Genomic DNA, 16,802 nt, shown 5'->3' with positions numbered 1-16,802 from the left:
AATGTCTTATGAAAAAGTGAAACAAGCGAAAGAAACGATCATAGGTACAAAGCAAGCAGTAAAAGCAATGAAAAAAGGGCTTGTCAACGAAGTTTATATTGCACTAGATGTAGAAGAAAGAATCATTGAACTAGCTCGACTAACAGCCGAGGAAAACAATGTTTCAATAAACTATGTTGAGTCTAAAGTAGATCTTGGTAAGGCTTGTGGACTGCGCTTAGCGGCGTCAGTTGTAGCTATTACTGTGTAACAGTTTTTGTGTAAAACACAAAAACTTTGTTTTTACCCCAAAAATGAACCACCTGGATGTGTGGTATTAACAAGAACAAATGAAGGGAGGAATAATCGATGCCTACAATTAACCAATTGGTACGTAAGCCTCGTCAATCCAAAATTACGAAATCAAAGTCTCCTGCACTAGGAAAAGGTTATAACAGCTTCAAAAAGGCTGGTACTAATCTTAACTCTCCACAAAAACGTGGGGTTTGTACTCGTGTTGGTACTATGACGCCGAAAAAACCTAACTCAGCACTTCGTAAATATGCGCGTGTACGTTTAACTAATACGTTAGAGGTTACTGCTTATATTCCAGGAGAAGGACACAACCTACAAGAACATAGTGTTGTACTTATCCGCGGAGGAAAAGTAAAAGATTTACCAGGAGTACGTTACCATATCGTACGTGGTGCTCTTGATACAGCTGGTGTTACTGGTCGTATGCAAAGTCGTTCACTTTATGGTGCAAAACGCCCTAAAGAAAAGAAATAATCTAATTAATAATTTGACATTCGTCGAAAGGAGGAAAACACATGCCTCGTAAAGGTCCTGTTTCCAAACGTGACGTGTTACCAGATCCAATTTATAATTCAAAACTAGTAACTCGTCTAATCAATAAAATGATGGTTGACGGTAAAAGAGGTACTTCTCAAAAAATTCTATACGGAGCGTTTGAACTTGTTAAAGAACGTTCTGGTAAAGATGCAATAGAAGTATTTGAAGCTGCCCTAAACAATGTAATGCCAGTTCTAGAAGTTCGTGCTCGTCGTGTTGGTGGTGCTAACTACCAAGTACCGGTTGAAGTACGTCCTGACCGCCGTTCAACACTAGGTCTTCGTTACTTAGTAAACTATTCACGTCTTCGTGGAGAAAAAACGATGGAAGAACGTTTAGCTAACGAAATTCTTGATGCATCTAACAACACTGGTGCTTCAGTTAAAAAACGTGAAGATATGCACAAAATGGCAGAAGCTAACAAAGCATTCGCTCACTATCGTTGGTAAAATCTTTTTAATACTTAATATAAAATCATACTCTAATCCGAATATGGAAGGAGAAATACAATATGGCTAGAGAGTTCTCCTTAGAAAAAACACGTAATATCGGGATCATGGCTCACATCGATGCTGGTAAAACGACTACTACGGAGCGTATTCTTTATTACACTGGTAAAATCCACAAAATCGGGGAAACTCATGAAGGTGCATCACAGATGGACTGGATGGAGCAAGAACAAGAACGTGGAATCACTATTACTTCAGCTGCAACAACAGCTGCTTGGGATAATCACCGTGTAAATATCATTGATACACCTGGACACGTAGACTTCACTGTTGAAGTTGAACGTTCACTTCGTGTACTTGATGGTGCGGTTACAGTACTAGATGCTCAATCTGGTGTTGAACCACAAACAGAAACAGTATGGCGTCAAGCTACAACTTATGGCGTACCGCGTATTGTTTTTATTAACAAAATGGATAAAATGGGTGCTGACTTCTTATATTCTGTAGGAACTCTTCATGACCGTTTACAAGCTAACGCTCATCCAATTCAATTACCTATCGGTGCAGAAGATGAATTCAACGGAATTATTGATTTAATTACGATGAAAGCTACTATGTATCCTAATGACTTAGGAACTGATATGGAAGAAATAGAAATTCCAGAAGAGTACAAAGCTCAAGCACAAGAGTACCGTGAAAAACTAGTTGAAGCGGTAGCAGAACTTGACGAAGACTTAATGGATAAATATTTAAATGGTGAAGAAATCACGAACGAAGAATTAGTAAAAGGTATCCGTAAAGGTACCCTAAACGTAGAATTCTATCCAGTAGTGTGTGGTACTGCATTTAAAAACAAAGGTGTTCGTAAAGTTCTTGACGCAGTTGTTGCATACCTTCCATCACCACTTGATATTGCTGCTATGGTAGGAACTGATCCAGATAGTGAAGAAGAAATTTTACGTCATTCAGATGATTCAGAACCTTTCTCTGCATTAGCATTTAAAGTTATGACTGACCCTTATGTTGGTAAACTAACATTCTTCCGTGTATATTCTGGTACGTTACAAGCAGGATCATATGTTCAAAACTCAACAAAAGGTAAGCGTGAGCGTGTAGGACGTATTCTACAAATGCATGCGAACTCTCGTTCAGAGATTTCAGAAGTATTTGCTGGCGATATCGCTGCAGCAGTAGGTCTTAAAGATACTACTACTGGTGATACACTGTGTGATGAAAAGTCTCTAGTAATTCTAGAGTCTATGGTATTCCCAGAACCAGTTATATCTTTATCAGTTGAGCCAAAATCTAAAGCTGACCAAGATAAAATGGGTGCTGCTCTTGTGAAACTAGCAGAAGAAGATCCTACATTCCGCGTTCATACAGACCAAGAAACTGGTCAAGTTATTATCGCTGGTATGGGTGAACTTCACCTTGATATCTTAGTTGACCGTATGCGTCGTGAATTTAAAGTAGAAGCTAACGTAGGTGCTCCTCAAGTATCTTACCGTGAAACTTTCCGCTCTTCAGCTAAAGTTGAAGGTAAATTCGTACGTCAATCAGGTGGACGTGGTCAATTCGGACACGTTTGGATTGAATTCTCTCCAAACGAAGAAGGAAAAGGCTTTGAATTTGAAAATGCTGTTGTCGGTGGGGTAGTTCCACGTGAATACATTCCAGCTGTTGAGGCAGGTCTTCGTGACTCACTTAACAATGGTGTACTTGCTGGATATCCGTTAATCGATATCAAAGCAAAATTATACGACGGATCATATCATGATGTTGACTCGAATGAAATGGCCTTCAAAGTTGCTGCTTCTATGGCATTGAAAAATGCTGTATCTAAAGTAAATCCAGTAATTCTTGAGCCAATCATGAAAGTTGAAGTTGTAATTCCTGAAGAATATTTAGGAGACATCATGGGTGATATCACTTCACGTCGTGGACGCGTTGAAGGTATGGACGCTCGCGGTAACGCTCAAGTTGTACGTTCAATGGTTCCGCTTGCAGAAATGTTCGGATATGCAACGTCTTTACGTTCTAATACGCAAGGACGCGGAGTCTTCTCAATGACATTTGATCATTATGAAGATGTTCCAAAATCAATTTCCGAAGAAATTATCAAAAAAAATAAAGGTGAATAATTGAATTTTCACCAAAATTAAAGTATAACTAATTTGTAGTCTATGAAAGGCAAGGGGCTATTAGTCCCTTACTTTTATAATAAAAAATCATACAATTACTGAGGAGGACTTCTCTAATGGCTAAAGAAAAATTTGACCGCTCCAAAACACATGCAAACATTGGTACAATCGGACACGTTGACCATGGTAAAACAACTCTAACTGCTGCTATCGCAACAGTTCTTTCTAAAAAAATGGGTGGTACAGCTAGATCTTACGCTGATATCGACAACGCACCTGAAGAAAAAGAACGTGGAATCACTATCAATACTTCACACGTTGAGTATGAAACAGCAACTCGTCACTACGCACACGTAGACTGCCCAGGACATGCTGACTATGTTAAAAACATGATTACAGGTGCTGCACAAATGGACGGTGGGATCTTAGTAGTATCTGCTGCTGATGGCCCAATGCCACAAACTCGTGAGCATATCCTTCTTTCACGTCAAGTAGGTGTTCCATACCTAGTTGTATTCATGAATAAATGTGATATGGTTGATGACGAAGAACTTCTTGAATTAGTTGAAATGGAAATTCGTGACCTTCTTTCTGAATACGAATTCCCAGGAGACGATATTCCTGTAATTAAAGGTTCTGCTCTTAAAGCTCTTGAAGGACAACCAGAATGGGAAGAAAAAATCATTGAATTAATGGATGCTGTAGATAGCTATATCCCAACTCCAGAACGTCAAACTGACAAACCATTCATGATGCCAGTTGAGGATGTATTCTCAATCACTGGTCGTGGTACAGTTGCTACTGGACGTGTTGAGCGTGGCCAAGTTAAAATCGGTGACGTTGTAGACATTATCGGTATTTCTGAAGAAGCAAAATCAACTACTGTAACTGGTGTTGAAATGTTCCGTAAACTTCTTGACTATGCTGAAGCTGGAGATAACATTGGTGCTCTTCTTCGTGGGGTTTCTCGTGAAGATATCCAACGTGGTCAAGTATTAGCTAAACCAGGTACAATTACACCACACACAGACTTTAAAGCTGAAGTTTATGTTCTTTCAAAAGAAGAGGGTGGACGTCATACTCCATTCTTCTCAAACTACCGTCCTCAGTTCTACTTCCGTACAACTGACGTAACTGGTGTTTGTAACTTACCTGAAGGTGTAGAAATGGTTATGCCTGGAGATAACATCGAAATGACTGTATCTCTAATCTCACCTATCGCTCTTGAAGAAGGTACTAAATTTTCTATCCGTGAGGGTGGACGTACTGTAGGCGCTGGTGTAGTTGCTACTATTACTAAATAATCTATAAATCTTTAATATAAAAACCATCTCGTGACGACGAGATGGTTTTTTTTGTGCCGATAAATAGTGTACACTATCTGAAAGGAGTGAGTTAGTAGATGACAGTGAAAGTGTTAGTAATAGAAGATGATCAGGCAATCTATGAAATGATTAAAGAACGATTTGCACAATGGTCATTTGACGTTAGTAGACCAGAAGATTTTCAAAAAGTAATGTCTATTTTTATTGAAGAAAGGCCACATTTTGTTCTTATAGATATCCAATTGCCTGCATTTGATGGATTTCATTGGTGTAGAGAAATACGTCGTATATCTAAAGTTCCTATTATTTTCTTATCATCGCGAGATCACCCGATGGATATGATTATGGCTATGCAAATGGGTGCAGATGATTTTGTGCAAAAGCCTTTTCATCTCGATGTATTAGTGGCTAAAGTTCAAGCGCTTCTTAGAAGAACAAATGATTACCAAGAAGAGTCTATGAATATAAATAATTGGAACGAGGCAATTATCGATTTTTCAAAAAGTGAAATTACATATATGGAAAAGACGATGGAGTTAACAAAAAATGAGCTTTTTATATTACGAGTACTTCTACACTCTGTGGATAGAATAGTATCAAGAGATGAATTAATGAGAAAACTTTGGGATGATGAGCGTTTTGTTAATGATAATACCTTGTCTGTAAACGTTAATCGCCTTCGGTCAAAGCTAGAGGAAATAGGACTTGCAGATGTGATCATAACAAAAAAAGGTTTAGGGTATATGGCTATTACTAGGGAGGGATAAAAATTTTGTTTATTTTGTACATCAAAGAAAGAAGGGCATGGATTCTCTTTTTTATCAGTCTACAGATTTGGTTGAATTTCATACTTACTTTGGATGTAGCTTTTATGGAAATCTCTCTACTATATATTAACTTTACCAATGTTGTAGCATTTGTATTATTCTTTCTGTGGCGATATTTTCAAGAAACCAAGTATATTAAAGCATTAGTAAATAGTTTGGCTAACGAGAAAGGTTTAGATTTCATATTAGAATCTTTTCCAGTAGGGCATTCTAGCTTTGAAAAGACGTTATCGACTACGATAGATACTTTTGTTTTGGTAGCAAAGGAAGAGCTCAATGTTTTGAAAGTAGAACATTTAGAAGAAAATGACCACATACTTACATGGATTCATGAAGTAAAAACTCCACTTACTAGCCTGAAGTTGATGATAGATTCTTTAGAAGATAGAAATGCTCAAAAAAAGCTAGAGGTAGAATGGCTCCGAATCCATCTATTATTAGATCAGCAATTACATAACACAAGATTTTCTACTATAGAAAAAGATTATATGATTGAAGAAGTGGACATTCAAAAGATATTACACATGCAAATAAAAGAGTTTCAACCATGGTGCATTCAGAAAAATATTGGATTTGACTTAGAAAACACGGAAGTAAAAGTCATGTCCGATCAAAAATGGCTAGCCTTTATAGTGAGGCAATTAATATCCAATGCGGTTAAGTATAGCAATGCAGGCAGTGAAATTCATATTCGAACTAGTATAGATGATACAGGACACGTCATTTTAATGATTAAAGACTCAGGAATAGGAATTTCGCAGGCAGATTTACCAAGAATCTTTGAAAAAGCTTTTACGGGAGCAATTGGTCGACAAACTACCGCATCTACTGGAATGGGACTTTACTTGGCCAAAAATGTCACTGAGCATTTAGGTATTCATATATTTGTTTCTTCTACTATCGGCGAAGGCTCCGCATTTTCCCTTCAATTTCCTTTACAAAATGAAATAGTGAAAATTTTAGGTAGGTGACAAAATTGTCATCTACTTTATTTGTTTGTAACGTTAATCAAACGATTATTGATAAGAAAAATCGTACAATAAGGTTACTAAGTTGTAGGAGGAACATACATGACTATTTTAAGCGGTCGCAAAGTAAAGAAAATATATGGCAAGAAGGCAACAGCGCAGGAAGTGTTAAAAGGGATTGATTTAGAGGTAAGTGAAGGAGAATTCGTAGGGATAATGGGACCGTCTGGGTCTGGAAAAACTACTCTTTTAAATGTACTTGCTTCTATAGACAAGGCAACAGAAGGAGTTATCGAAATAAGCGGGCATAACCTACGTACTATGAAGGAAAAAGCTTTGTCCAATTTTCGAAGAGAACAATTAGGATTTATCTTTCAGGACTACAATCTCCTAGATACATTAACAGTTAAAGAAAATATTTTACTACCACTTTCTATTAGTAAAACCTCTAAAAAGGAAGCGGAACAACGTTTTCAAGAGATAACAAGAATATTAGACATTCAAGAACTAGCAAATAAATATCCGAATGAAATATCCGGTGGTCAAAAGCAAAGGACCTCCGCTGCAAGAGCATTAATAAGTAATCCTGCAATTGTTTTTGCGGATGAACCAACAGGGGCGCTTGACTCCAAATCAGCAACCGCACTTTTAAGTAATTTAGAAAAGATTAATAAGGACAAACGAGTAACTATTATGATGGTAACGCATGATGCTGTGGCAGCTAGTTTCTGCTCAAAAGTATTATTTTTAAAAGATGGTCAGTTATATACTGAGCTATATAAAGGGGAGAAAGATCGCAAACAGTTCTTCCAGGAGATTATGAATACACAAGGTGTACTTGGTGGTGATGGCTATGACGCTTAGTCAATTGGTTTTCCGAAGCATGAAGAAAAATATAAAGCATTATTATTTATACTTTTTTGCACTTATATTCAGTGTAACGCTTTACTTTTCTTTTGTTACTTTGCAATACAATCCTAGTGTAGTAGATGTATCACAAGGGGTAAGGGTTGCTGCTGGTTTAAAGGCCGCATCGTATATATTGTTATTTGTAGTAGTGTTTTTTGTTCTGTATGCCAATCTGTTGTTTATGAAAAGAAGAAGTAAAGAAATTGGGCTCTATCAGCTAATAGGCATGTCTAAGGGGCTTGTGACAAGGTTGTTAGTGCTAGAGAATACGATTCTATGGGTCAGTGCACTTGCGATAGGTGTCGGACTAGGCTTTTTAACTTCTAGAGTTTTTGCGATGGTGTTACTGCGAATTTTAGAAAAAGATGTGTTGGTTCAGTTAATATTTTCAGTGGAAGCACTACAAATGACGATTTTCGTATTTCTAGTGTTATTGATTGTAGTGTTGATCCAGACTGCAATTGGTATAAGACGCGTCTCATTGCTTGCGTTGTTTACTGCCAATGCAACAGCAGATGTAAAAGTGAAGCGATTTAGTGGAATTCAAATGTCTCTTGGGTTAGTAGGTCTTATTTTGATTGGGTTAGGGTATTATTTATCTACAACTTTGTTTGAATTAGATAGTGATAATGTCAATATGCTGTTTTATAAAATGATTACTATTTTAGGATCAACCATTGGTGGAACCTATTTTGTTTTTCGATTTTCGGTAGCATTTGTATTAAATTTAATACGAAAACGCAAAAGAGGACATCTGTCTATCCAGGATGTGTTATCTCTTTCGCCGATCATGCATCGAATGAAATCGAATGCTATGTCGTTAACGACGATTACGGTTATATCAGCCACTGCCTTAGGAATTCTCTGTTTGTCTTATATCTCCTATTATTCAGCAGGTGCGATGGCAAAGCAGAGTATTCCGTTTGATTATATTATGATGAATGACCAAGGACAAAAATTTATCGAACGATTAAACGAGAACAAAATTGACTTTGTACAGACTGATATTGAATTGTTGAATGTGGAGGTCAACGAGAAAGATCTCTTCATAAATGGTATACCCGCGGGGATTAGTATTGCAACTAAAGGGCCGATGTTAATCACGAAGCTTAGCGATGCACAGAAGGTGAAACCAAAACTTACCTTAGAAGAAGGAGAAGGGTATATTATTGGCTTTAACAACATGATGTCAGAAATCATCAAATGGGAAGCAAATAATCCAGTCCAACTGACTACACATGCAGGAGAAGAAAGTATTATGATTAAGAAAATCGAAGCCGACTCATTACTTGGTAACACTCTTACGGGCGGAGGAGAGGCATTAATTGTAACGAATAAACAGTTTGAGAAGCTTGCAGGGGATAGTAGTATTCAGCAACAGACGATTTGGGTTAAACAGGTGGGTATCGATTTAGTTAATAGTTCTCAGTTAAAAGAAGTTCAAAGGATGTATGAAGAAACAACAAACGATGGACATTTTGAAGTGACAAAATCGAACGGCGAAATTGATAGCGTAAATATGGCTACCCAAGAAGAATACAGACTATCCACATTAGATATATTTGGACTAGTCATCTTTGTGACAGGATTCTTAGGCTTAGCATTCCTTATGACTACAGGTAGCATTCTATACTTTAAACAAATGACAGAAGCGGAGGAAGAGAGAGCTTCCTATACGGTGCTTAGGAAAATTGGTTTCACAACTAATGAGTTGATGAAAGGCATTTATAAAAAGCAGTTGTTTAACTTCGGGTTTCCATTAGTCATAGGATTAGCACATAGTTACTTTGCTGTTAAATCAGGGTGGATGCTATTTGGTACGGAACTAGTAGCTCCCTTGCTAATTACGATGGGTATTTATGTGATTTTATATTCGATCTTTGCATTTCTCTCTATTGGTTACTATCGAAAAGTTGTAAATGAATCATTGTAATGATCAATAATAAAAAAATGCCTCTTATACAAAGAGGTGTTTTTGTTGACAGATTAACCAATTGATTATAAACTTTAGCATATTAGTAATCTAGTGTGTGAAAGTGAGTGTTTTAGATGAACGCTGTTTTAGTAGCGGTAGTAATTATGTTAGTATTTAGTATACTTCGTGTTAATGTGGTTTTCTCATTAACAATAGGTGCAATTATAGGTGGTCTTGTAGCGGGATTATCTGTTACAGAAACAATGGAGTCGTTTGCTGGAGGCTTAGGTGAAGGTGCAGAAATTGCATTAAGTTACGGAATGTTAGGTGGTTTTGCGATTGCGATCTCAAAAACTGGAATTCCAGAACTATTAGTCGCTGCAATTTTAAGATTAGTAAAACGAGATGGTGACACGCAAAAAACGGGATTAGCAAAAACGCTAGTTTTCCTTGTTCTATTGTTAATGGCTATATTTTCACAAAACTTAATTCCAATTCATATTGCTTTTATTCCTTTGTTGATCCCACCGATTTTAAAAGTTTTAAATTTAATGGAGGTGGATCGTCGATTAATTGCGTGTATTTTAGCTTTTGGTTTAATAACGCCATATATGAGTTTGCCATTTGGCTTCGGGTTAATCTATCAAGATATAGTTGCAAAACAAATCACAGCTGCCGGCGAGACAATTTCAACGTCGGATGTATATGGACCAATGTTAATCCCGGCGCTAGGAATGGTTGTAGGACTAATCGCAGCATTCATCGCTTTCCGTAAACCTCGCAAATACAAAAATCTAGAAACGAAAGTAGCATCCACGGTTGAAGTAACAATTGAGAAGAAAAACGTTGTATTCACAATTATTGCCTTGCTTGCTGCTATAGTTGTTCAGATTCCTACAGGTTCGATGATTTTAGGTGCCCTAGCCGGGGTTATTGCATTATATATTACAGGAGCACTTAAGTGGAGACAAGCAGATCAGTTATTGACAGATGGTATGCGTATGATGGCATTCATCGGATTGGTGATGATTGCGGCTAGTGGCTTTGCGGCAGTAGTTACAGATTCTGGGGACGTTGAAAAGCTTGTATCGGCATCTACTGCTGTCATGGGTGATAACAAAGGTCTTGCGGTTTTGATTATGTTACTTATTGGGTTAATCGTGGATATGGGTATTGGTTCTTCGTTTGCAACGATTCCTATTATTGCAGTTATTTTTGTTCCGATTGCACAGGAATTTGGCTTAAGCCCTGCAGCAATTATTACGCTAATTGGAACAGCTGGGGCATTAGGTGACGCAGGATCACCAGCATCCGATTCTACATTAGGTCCTACAGCGGGGCTAAACGCAGATGGACAACATAATCATATTCGAGATACTTGTATACCAACTTTCTTTATATTCAATATTCCATTAATCATTTTTGGTTGGGTTGCAATTATGTTCTTTTCATAATCACTATAATTCAATAGAAGGAAAAAGGATGATCGTTAATAAGATCATCCTTTTTATTAGATTACGCTTGCGTAAGGATTATAAAACCAAATTAGAAAATAACTCTCCCGGCAAGCAAAGTTTTTACATGAGAGAGTTTGTTGCATTAAGCTATTTATTGAAGTCTCTTAGGGAAACATGCACTTTTCTACTTATTTAAGATAGCTCAAATACAAAGTACCACGAATTTACAATATCGTATTACTTGAAATTTGTTGCTTAATTTTATATACTGAGTTCCGGCTGAAGAACATGATTATAGCTTTAAAATATGTTTTAAAAAACAATTTAAAAGAATTTCGCTAAAACACTTGCGAAATCTTTTTTTATTGTATATAATATTGTAGTTGGTCTTTGACTGCGATGAAGCGAGAGGTTACCGACACACCCGGCCGCTTTGCCATGGCGAGTGTACGGAAAATTTTCGTGGAGAATGTCTAGAAAATAGGCGAAAAGGAGGGAAAGTAATGGCAAAACAAAAAATTCGTATCCGTTTAAAAGCGTATGATCACAGAATTCTTGATCAATCTGCTGAGAAAATTGTGGAAACTGCTAAACGTTCAGGTGCAAGTGTATCGGGTCCGATTCCACTTCCGACTGAAAGATCTGTTTATACGATTCTTCGTGCTGTTCATAAGTATAAAGATTCTCGTGAGCAATTCGAAATGCGTACGCATAAACGTCTTATCGATATCGTTAACCCAACACCACAAACTGTTGATGCGTTAATGAAGCTTGATTTACCATCTGGCGTTGATATTGAAATCAAACTTTAATGGTAAAAAATAAAAAACACAAATTATTATAGGAGGTGTGACGGATGACCAAAGGAATCTTAGGTAGAAAAATCGGTATGACGCAAGTATTTGCTGAGAACGGTGACTTAATCCCTGTAACTGTTATTGAAGCTACTCCAAACGTAGTGCTTCAAAAGAAAACAGCTGAAACAGACGGTTACGAAGCTATTCAGTTAGGTTTTGAAGACAAGCGCGAAAAGCTTTCTAATAAACCTGCGAAAGGGCACGTAGCTAAAGCAAGCACTGCTCCTAAGCGCTTCATCCGCGAATTCCGCGGCTTGGATACAGCTAATTACGAAGTTGGTCAAGAAGTCAAGGTAGAGAGTTTTACAGAAGGCGATGTAATTGATGTAACAGGTACTACTAAAGGTAAAGGTTTCCAAGGTGTTATTAAACGCCACGGACAATCTCGTGGACCAATGGCCCATGGATCTCGTTACCACCGTCGTCCAGGTTCAATGGGGCCAGTTGCTCCGAACCGCGTATTCAAACAAAAGAAATTACCTGGTCAAATGGGTGGACATACAGTAACAATCCAAAACTTAGAAATCGTAAGAGTGGATACTGAACGTAACCTACTATTAGTAAAAGGTAATGTTCCTGGTTCTCGTAAATCATTAGTAGTTGTTAAAGCTGCTATTAAATCGAAATAATTCTCTAAAGAAAGGAGGAAACAGGAATGGCAAAAGTATCATTATTCAATCAAGCAGGCTCTTCAGTTGGTGAAATCGAATTAAACGATAAAGTTTTCGGTATTGAACCAAATGAATCTGTTTTATTTGAAGCTATCATTTCTCAACGCGCTTCACTTCGTCAAGGTAATCACAAAGTGAAAAATCGTTCTGAAGTTGCTGGTGGTGGACGCAAACCATGGAAACAAAAAGGAACTGGACGTGCTCGTCAAGGTTCTATTCGCTCTCCACAATGGCGTGGTGGTGGTGTTGTTTTCGGACCAACTCCACGTAGTTACAGCTTTAAGTTACCTAGAAAAGTACGTCGCTTAGCTCTTCTTTCAGCTCTTTCAACAAAAGCTCGTGAAGAAAGCATCGTAGTACTTGAAGGTTTAGCATTTGATGCACCAAAAACAAAAGACTTCGTGAAAGTGTTATCTAACCTTTCAATCGATAAAAAAGCGTTATTCGTAACTGCTGATTTAGATGAAACAGTAGCATTAGCTGCTCGTAACATCCCTGGAATCACAGTTGTGTCTGCAACAGGCATTAACGTTTTAGATTTAATCGGTCATAACAAACTTGTAATGACTAAAGCTGCAGTAGAAAAAGTAGAGGAGGTGCTTGGATAATGGAAGCACGTGATATTATTAAACGTCCGGTCATTACTGAGCGTTCTTCTGAAGTAATGGCAGATAAAAAGTACACTTTCGAAGTGGACACTCGCGCCAACAAAACACAAGTTAAATACGCTGTTGAAGAAATTTTCGGAGTAGATGTTGAAAAAGTAAACATCATGAACTACAAAGGGAAATACAAACGCGTAGGTAAATTTGGTGGGTATACAAACAAACGTCGTAAAGCGATTGTTACGTTAACTCTAGAAAGCAAAGAAATCGAGTTATTCGAAATCTAATCCTTGTAATAAGGAATTAATACTCAAGAAGGAGGGAATAACATGGCGATTAGAAAGTATAAACCAACGACAAACGGACGTCGTAATATGACTTCATTAGATTACGCTGAAATCACAACTGACAAGCCAGAGAAATCTCTACTTGCTCCTGTGAAACGTAAAGGCGGCCGTAACAATCAAGGTAAAATTACTGTTCGTCATCATGGTGGTGGACATAAACGTCAATACCGTATCATTGATTTCAAACGAAACAAAGATGGTATACCAGGACGCGTTGCTACTATTGAATATGATCCAAACCGATCTGCAAATATCGCATTAATTAATTATGCGGATGGGGAAAAACGTTACATCCTAGCTCCTAAAGGCTTAGAAGTGGGAATGACAATCGTGTCAGGACCAGAAGCTGATATTAAAGCAGGAAACGCTCTTCCATTACAAAACATTCCAATGGGTACTACTATCCATAACATCGAGATGAAACCTGGTAAAGGTGGTCAGTTAGTTCGTTCTGCTGGTACATCTGCTCAATTACTTGGTAAAGAAGGTAAATACGTAATCGTACGTTTACAATCTGGAGAAGTTCGTTTAATCCTAGGCGTTTGCCGTGCTACAATCGGTGAAGTAGGAAACGAACAACACGAACTTGTAAACATTGGTAAAGCGGGTCGTAACCGTTGGTTAGGTAAACGCCCAACTGTACGTGGATCTGTAATGAACCCGAACGATCACCCACACGGTGGTGGTGAAGGTAAAACTCCAATCGGTCGTAAGTCACCTATGTCTCCATGGGGTAAACCAACTCTTGGATACAAAACTCGTAACAAGAAAAACAAATCCGACAAACTTATCATTCGTCGTCGTAAAAAATAAAGTGGTTTTACTACGGTTCACAGATAGAACCGTGGTGTCATCACGGAGGGAGGTTTCAGCATGGGTCGTAGCTTGAAAAAAGGACCTTTCGCAGACGATCATTTATTGAAAAAGGTCGATGCACAGAAGGACTCTGAGAAAAAACAAGTGATTAAGACTTGGTCTCGCCGTTCTACAATTTTCCCTACTTTTATCGGGTTAACAATCGCTGTATATGACGGACGCAAACATGTTCCTGTATACGTAACTGAAGATATGGTAGGTCATAAACTTGGCGAGTTTGCACCAACACGCGCTATAGGTAGTCATGGTTCTGATGATAAGAAAACAAGACGCTAATTTGAGAGGAGGTCATTCAAATGTCACAAGCAAAAGCTATTGCTAAAACAGTGCGCATTGCCCCTCGTAAAGTAAGATTAGTCGTTGATTTAATCAGAGGTAAGCAAATCGGTGAAGCAGTTGCAATTTTAAAACTTACTCCAAAAGCAGCGTCGCCTGTTGTTGAAAAAGTATTAAAATCCGCTGTTGCTAACGCTGAGCACAATTATGATTTAGATGTTAATAACCTAGTTGTTTCTGAAGTCTTCGTTGATGAAGGTCCAACATTAAAACGTTTCCGCCCACGTGCTATGGGACGTGCAAGTGCTATTAACAAACGTACTAGCCACATCACAATCGTGGTATCAGAGAAGAAGGAGGGATAATTCGTGGGTCAAAAAGTACATCCTATAGGATTACGAGTAGGCATCATTCGTGACTGGGAGTCAAAATGGTACGCTGGTAAAGACTATGCAACTCTACTACACGAAGACTTGAAAATCCGTAAGTACATCGAAACTCGTTTAAAAGAAGCATCTGTTTCTACTGTAGAAATCGAACGCGCTGCAAAACGTGTTAATGTTACAATTCACACTGCTAAACCAGGTATGGTAATCGGTAAAGGTGGTACGGAAGTGGAAGCACTTCGTAAGCACTTGAACGATTTAACTGGTAAACGTGTACACATAAATATTGTTGAAATAAAAAGAGCTGACTTAGATGCTAAATTAGTAGCAGAAAGTATTGCACGCCAATTAGAAGGCCGCGTATCTTTCCGTCGTGCTCAAAAACAAGCAATTCAACGCACAATGCGTTCTGGCGCTAAAGGTATTAAAACTCAAGTATCTGGACGCTTAGGTGGCGCTGACATTGCGCGTGCTGAACATTACAGCGAAGGAACTGTACCACTTCATACATTACGTGCTGACATCGATTATGCACATGCTGAAGCTGACACAACTTATGGTAAGCTAGGCGTTAAAGTATGGATCTATCGTGGTGAAGTCCTTCCGGTTAAGAAGAACTCTGAGGAAGGAGGCAAATAATATGTTAATGCCTAAACGCGTTAAATATCGTCGTGAACACCGTGGTAAAATGCGTGGTGAAGCAAAAGGCGGCAAAGAAATAGCATTCGGTGAATTCGGTTTACAAGCAACTGAAGCAAGCTGGATTACAAGTCGTCAAATTGAAGCATCTCGTATTGCAATGACACGTTACATGAAACGTGGCGGTAAAGTATGGATTAAAATATTCCCTCATAAACCTTATACGAAAAAGCCTCTTGAGGTACGTATGGGTTCAGGTAAAGGTGCTCCTGAAGGATGGGTAGCAGTTGTAAAACCTGGAAAAATTATGTTTGAAATAGCTGGCGTTTCTGAAGAAGTTGCTCGTGAAGCATTACGTTTAGCATCACATAAGCTTCCGATTAAATGTAAAATAATCAAACGTCAAGAAATTGGTGGTGAATCTAATGAAAGCTAATGACATCCGTGAACTTACTACTGCAGAAATAGAACAAAAGGTAAAATCACTGAAAGAAGAGCTTTTCAACCTTCGCTTCCAATTGGCGACTGGTCAATTAGAAAACACAGCTCGTATTCGCGAAGTTCGTAAAGCTATCGCGCGTATGAAAACTGTGGTTCGTGAAAGAGAAATCAGTGCAAACAACTGATAAAGGAGGTTTTCTGGCATGACTGAGCGTAATCAACGCAAAGTATACACTGGCCGTGTGGTATCAGATAAAATGGATAAAACAATTTCTGTTTTAATTGAAACTCATAAAAAACACAAGTTATACGGTAAACGTGTTAAGTATTCTAAGAAATTTAAAGCTCATGATGAGCAAAACGAAGCCCAAATCGGAGATATCGTCCGTATCATGGAAACTCGTCCGCTATCAGCTACTAAACGCTTCCGCCTATTGGAAGTTATAGAAAAAGCGGTTATTATCTAATAATAAGTTCGGAACTAATAAATTCCGAAGGGAGGTTACCTAAGTGATCCAACAAGAAACTCGTATGAAAGTTGCAGACAACTCAGGTGCACGTGAAGTTTTAACTATTAAAGTACTTGGTGGTACTGGACGTAAAACTGCTAATATCGGCGATATCGTCGTATGTACAGTTAAGAAAGCAACACCAGGTGGCGTTGTCAAGAAGGGTGACGTCGTTAAAGCTGTAATCGTTCGCACTAAGAGCGGCGTACGCCGTAAAGACGGAACATATATCAAATTTGATGAAAATGCTTGCGTTATTATCAAAGACGATAAAGGACCGCGTGGAACTCGTATTTTCGGACCTGTTGCTCGTGAATTACGCGACAGCAACTTCATGAAAATCGTATCTTTAGCTCCAGAAGTTCTTTAATTA

22 protein-coding genes are annotated in these 16,802 nt (G+C 38.2%); all 22 read left to right on the top strand.

The window, feature by feature from the left end; all coding sequences use genetic code 11:
• Position 1 precedes the first annotated feature (1 nt).
• The 22 genes from ACN6MX_RS19055 to rplN all read left to right on the top strand — a co-directional run bounded on the left by ACN6MX_RS19055 (position 2) and on the right by rplN (position 16,799).
• Entirely contained in the window at positions 2-250 is a 249-nt protein-coding gene (locus ACN6MX_RS19055; RefSeq protein WP_211895979.1) for a ribosomal L7Ae/L30e/S12e/Gadd45 family protein, read from the top strand.
• Between the two features lie 98 nt (positions 251-348).
• Entirely contained in the window at positions 349-768 is a 420-nt protein-coding gene (rpsL, locus tag ACN6MX_RS19050) for a 30S ribosomal protein S12 (RefSeq protein WP_211895978.1), read from the top strand.
• 41 nt (positions 769-809) lie between these two features.
• Positions 810-1,280 carry a 30S ribosomal protein S7 gene (gene rpsG / locus ACN6MX_RS19045; protein WP_419960342.1) on the top strand — a complete coding sequence of 157 codons (471 nt, stop codon included), beginning with the start codon at positions 810-812 and terminating at the stop codon, positions 1,278-1,280.
• Positions 1,281-1,342: 62 nt separating this feature from the next.
• Positions 1,343-3,421 carry an elongation factor G gene (gene fusA, locus ACN6MX_RS19040; RefSeq protein ID WP_419960341.1) on the top strand — a complete coding sequence of 693 codons (2,079 nt, stop codon included), beginning with the start codon at positions 1,343-1,345 and terminating at the stop codon, positions 3,419-3,421.
• A 116-nt stretch (positions 3,422-3,537) separates the two neighbouring features.
• Positions 3,538-4,725, top strand: coding sequence for an elongation factor Tu (tuf, locus tag ACN6MX_RS19035; protein ID WP_419960340.1), 1,188 nt, complete (start codon positions 3,538-3,540; stop codon positions 4,723-4,725).
• A 98-nt stretch (positions 4,726-4,823) separates the two neighbouring features.
• The gene (locus ACN6MX_RS19030) at positions 4,824-5,513 is read left to right on the top strand and encodes a response regulator (protein ID WP_419960339.1); all 690 of its coding nucleotides are present in this window, start codon (positions 4,824-4,826) and stop codon (positions 5,511-5,513) included.
• Between the two features lie 5 nt (positions 5,514-5,518).
• Positions 5,519-6,544, top strand: a complete 1,026-nt coding sequence (locus ACN6MX_RS19025) for a sensor histidine kinase (protein ID WP_419960338.1) — start codon at positions 5,519-5,521, stop codon at positions 6,542-6,544.
• Between the two features lie 99 nt (positions 6,545-6,643).
• Complete coding sequence (locus tag ACN6MX_RS19020; protein ID WP_419960337.1) at positions 6,644-7,405, top strand: ABC transporter ATP-binding protein; 762 nt, start codon at positions 6,644-6,646, stop codon at positions 7,403-7,405.
• Complete coding sequence (locus tag ACN6MX_RS19015) at positions 7,395-9,383, top strand: FtsX-like permease family protein (RefSeq protein ID WP_419960336.1); 1,989 nt, start codon at positions 7,395-7,397, stop codon at positions 9,381-9,383. The genes ACN6MX_RS19020 and ACN6MX_RS19015 overlap by 11 nt, the downstream gene beginning before the upstream one ends.
• Before the next feature lie 116 nt (positions 9,384-9,499).
• Positions 9,500-10,819 (top strand): Na+/H+ antiporter family protein, encoded by a 1,320-nt coding sequence (locus ACN6MX_RS19010; protein WP_419960335.1) that lies wholly within the window; start codon positions 9,500-9,502, stop codon positions 10,817-10,819.
• A gap of 506 nt (positions 10,820-11,325) precedes the next feature.
• Entirely contained in the window at positions 11,326-11,634 is a 309-nt protein-coding gene (gene rpsJ / locus ACN6MX_RS19005; protein ID WP_042478628.1) for a 30S ribosomal protein S10, read from the top strand.
• A gap of 44 nt (positions 11,635-11,678) precedes the next feature.
• A complete protein-coding gene (gene rplC, locus ACN6MX_RS19000) occupies positions 11,679-12,308 on the top strand; it encodes a 50S ribosomal protein L3 (protein ID WP_419960334.1) in 630 nt (209 codons plus the stop codon).
• 26 nt (positions 12,309-12,334) lie between these two features.
• Positions 12,335-12,958 (top strand): 50S ribosomal protein L4, encoded by a 624-nt coding sequence (gene rplD / locus ACN6MX_RS18995; protein ID WP_419960333.1) that lies wholly within the window; start codon positions 12,335-12,337, stop codon positions 12,956-12,958.
• Positions 12,958-13,242: a 50S ribosomal protein L23 gene (gene rplW, locus ACN6MX_RS18990; RefSeq protein ID WP_090567820.1), complete on the top strand. Its 285-nt coding sequence runs from the start codon at positions 12,958-12,960 to the stop codon at positions 13,240-13,242. The genes rplD and rplW overlap by 1 nt, the downstream gene beginning before the upstream one ends.
• A gap of 42 nt (positions 13,243-13,284) precedes the next feature.
• Entirely contained in the window at positions 13,285-14,115 is an 831-nt protein-coding gene (rplB, locus tag ACN6MX_RS18985) for a 50S ribosomal protein L2 (RefSeq protein ID WP_090567824.1), read from the top strand.
• Positions 14,116-14,175: 60 nt separating this feature from the next.
• Entirely contained in the window at positions 14,176-14,454 is a 279-nt protein-coding gene (gene rpsS / locus ACN6MX_RS18980) for a 30S ribosomal protein S19 (protein WP_277583932.1), read from the top strand.
• A gap of 20 nt (positions 14,455-14,474) precedes the next feature.
• Positions 14,475-14,819, top strand: a complete 345-nt coding sequence (gene rplV, locus ACN6MX_RS18975; RefSeq protein WP_093537857.1) for a 50S ribosomal protein L22 — start codon at positions 14,475-14,477, stop codon at positions 14,817-14,819.
• Between the two features lie 3 nt (positions 14,820-14,822).
• The gene (gene rpsC, locus ACN6MX_RS18970; RefSeq protein WP_090567835.1) at positions 14,823-15,479 is read left to right on the top strand and encodes a 30S ribosomal protein S3; all 657 of its coding nucleotides are present in this window, start codon (positions 14,823-14,825) and stop codon (positions 15,477-15,479) included.
• 1 nt (position 15,480) lies between these two features.
• Positions 15,481-15,915, top strand: a complete 435-nt coding sequence (rplP, locus tag ACN6MX_RS18965; RefSeq protein ID WP_419960332.1) for a 50S ribosomal protein L16 — start codon at positions 15,481-15,483, stop codon at positions 15,913-15,915.
• Positions 15,905-16,105, top strand: coding sequence for a 50S ribosomal protein L29 (gene rpmC, locus ACN6MX_RS18960; protein ID WP_090567840.1), 201 nt, complete (start codon positions 15,905-15,907; stop codon positions 16,103-16,105). Before rplP ends, rpmC begins: the two co-directional genes overlap by 11 nt.
• 18 nt (positions 16,106-16,123) lie before the next feature.
• Positions 16,124-16,387, top strand: a complete 264-nt coding sequence (gene rpsQ, locus ACN6MX_RS18955; protein ID WP_419960331.1) for a 30S ribosomal protein S17 — start codon at positions 16,124-16,126, stop codon at positions 16,385-16,387.
• 43 nt (positions 16,388-16,430) lie between these two features.
• Positions 16,431-16,799, top strand: coding sequence for a 50S ribosomal protein L14 (rplN, locus tag ACN6MX_RS18950; protein WP_053591327.1), 369 nt, complete (start codon positions 16,431-16,433; stop codon positions 16,797-16,799).
• The last annotated feature ends 3 nt before the right edge of the window (positions 16,800-16,802 follow it).

The sequence above is a fragment of the Psychrobacillus sp. BM2 genome (genome assembly GCF_048572895.1).
Lineage (GTDB): Bacteria > Bacillota > Bacilli > Bacillales_A > Planococcaceae > Psychrobacillus.
Note: the sequence above shows the minus strand (reverse complement) of the source record. Positions and strands in the feature narration are given on the sequence as shown.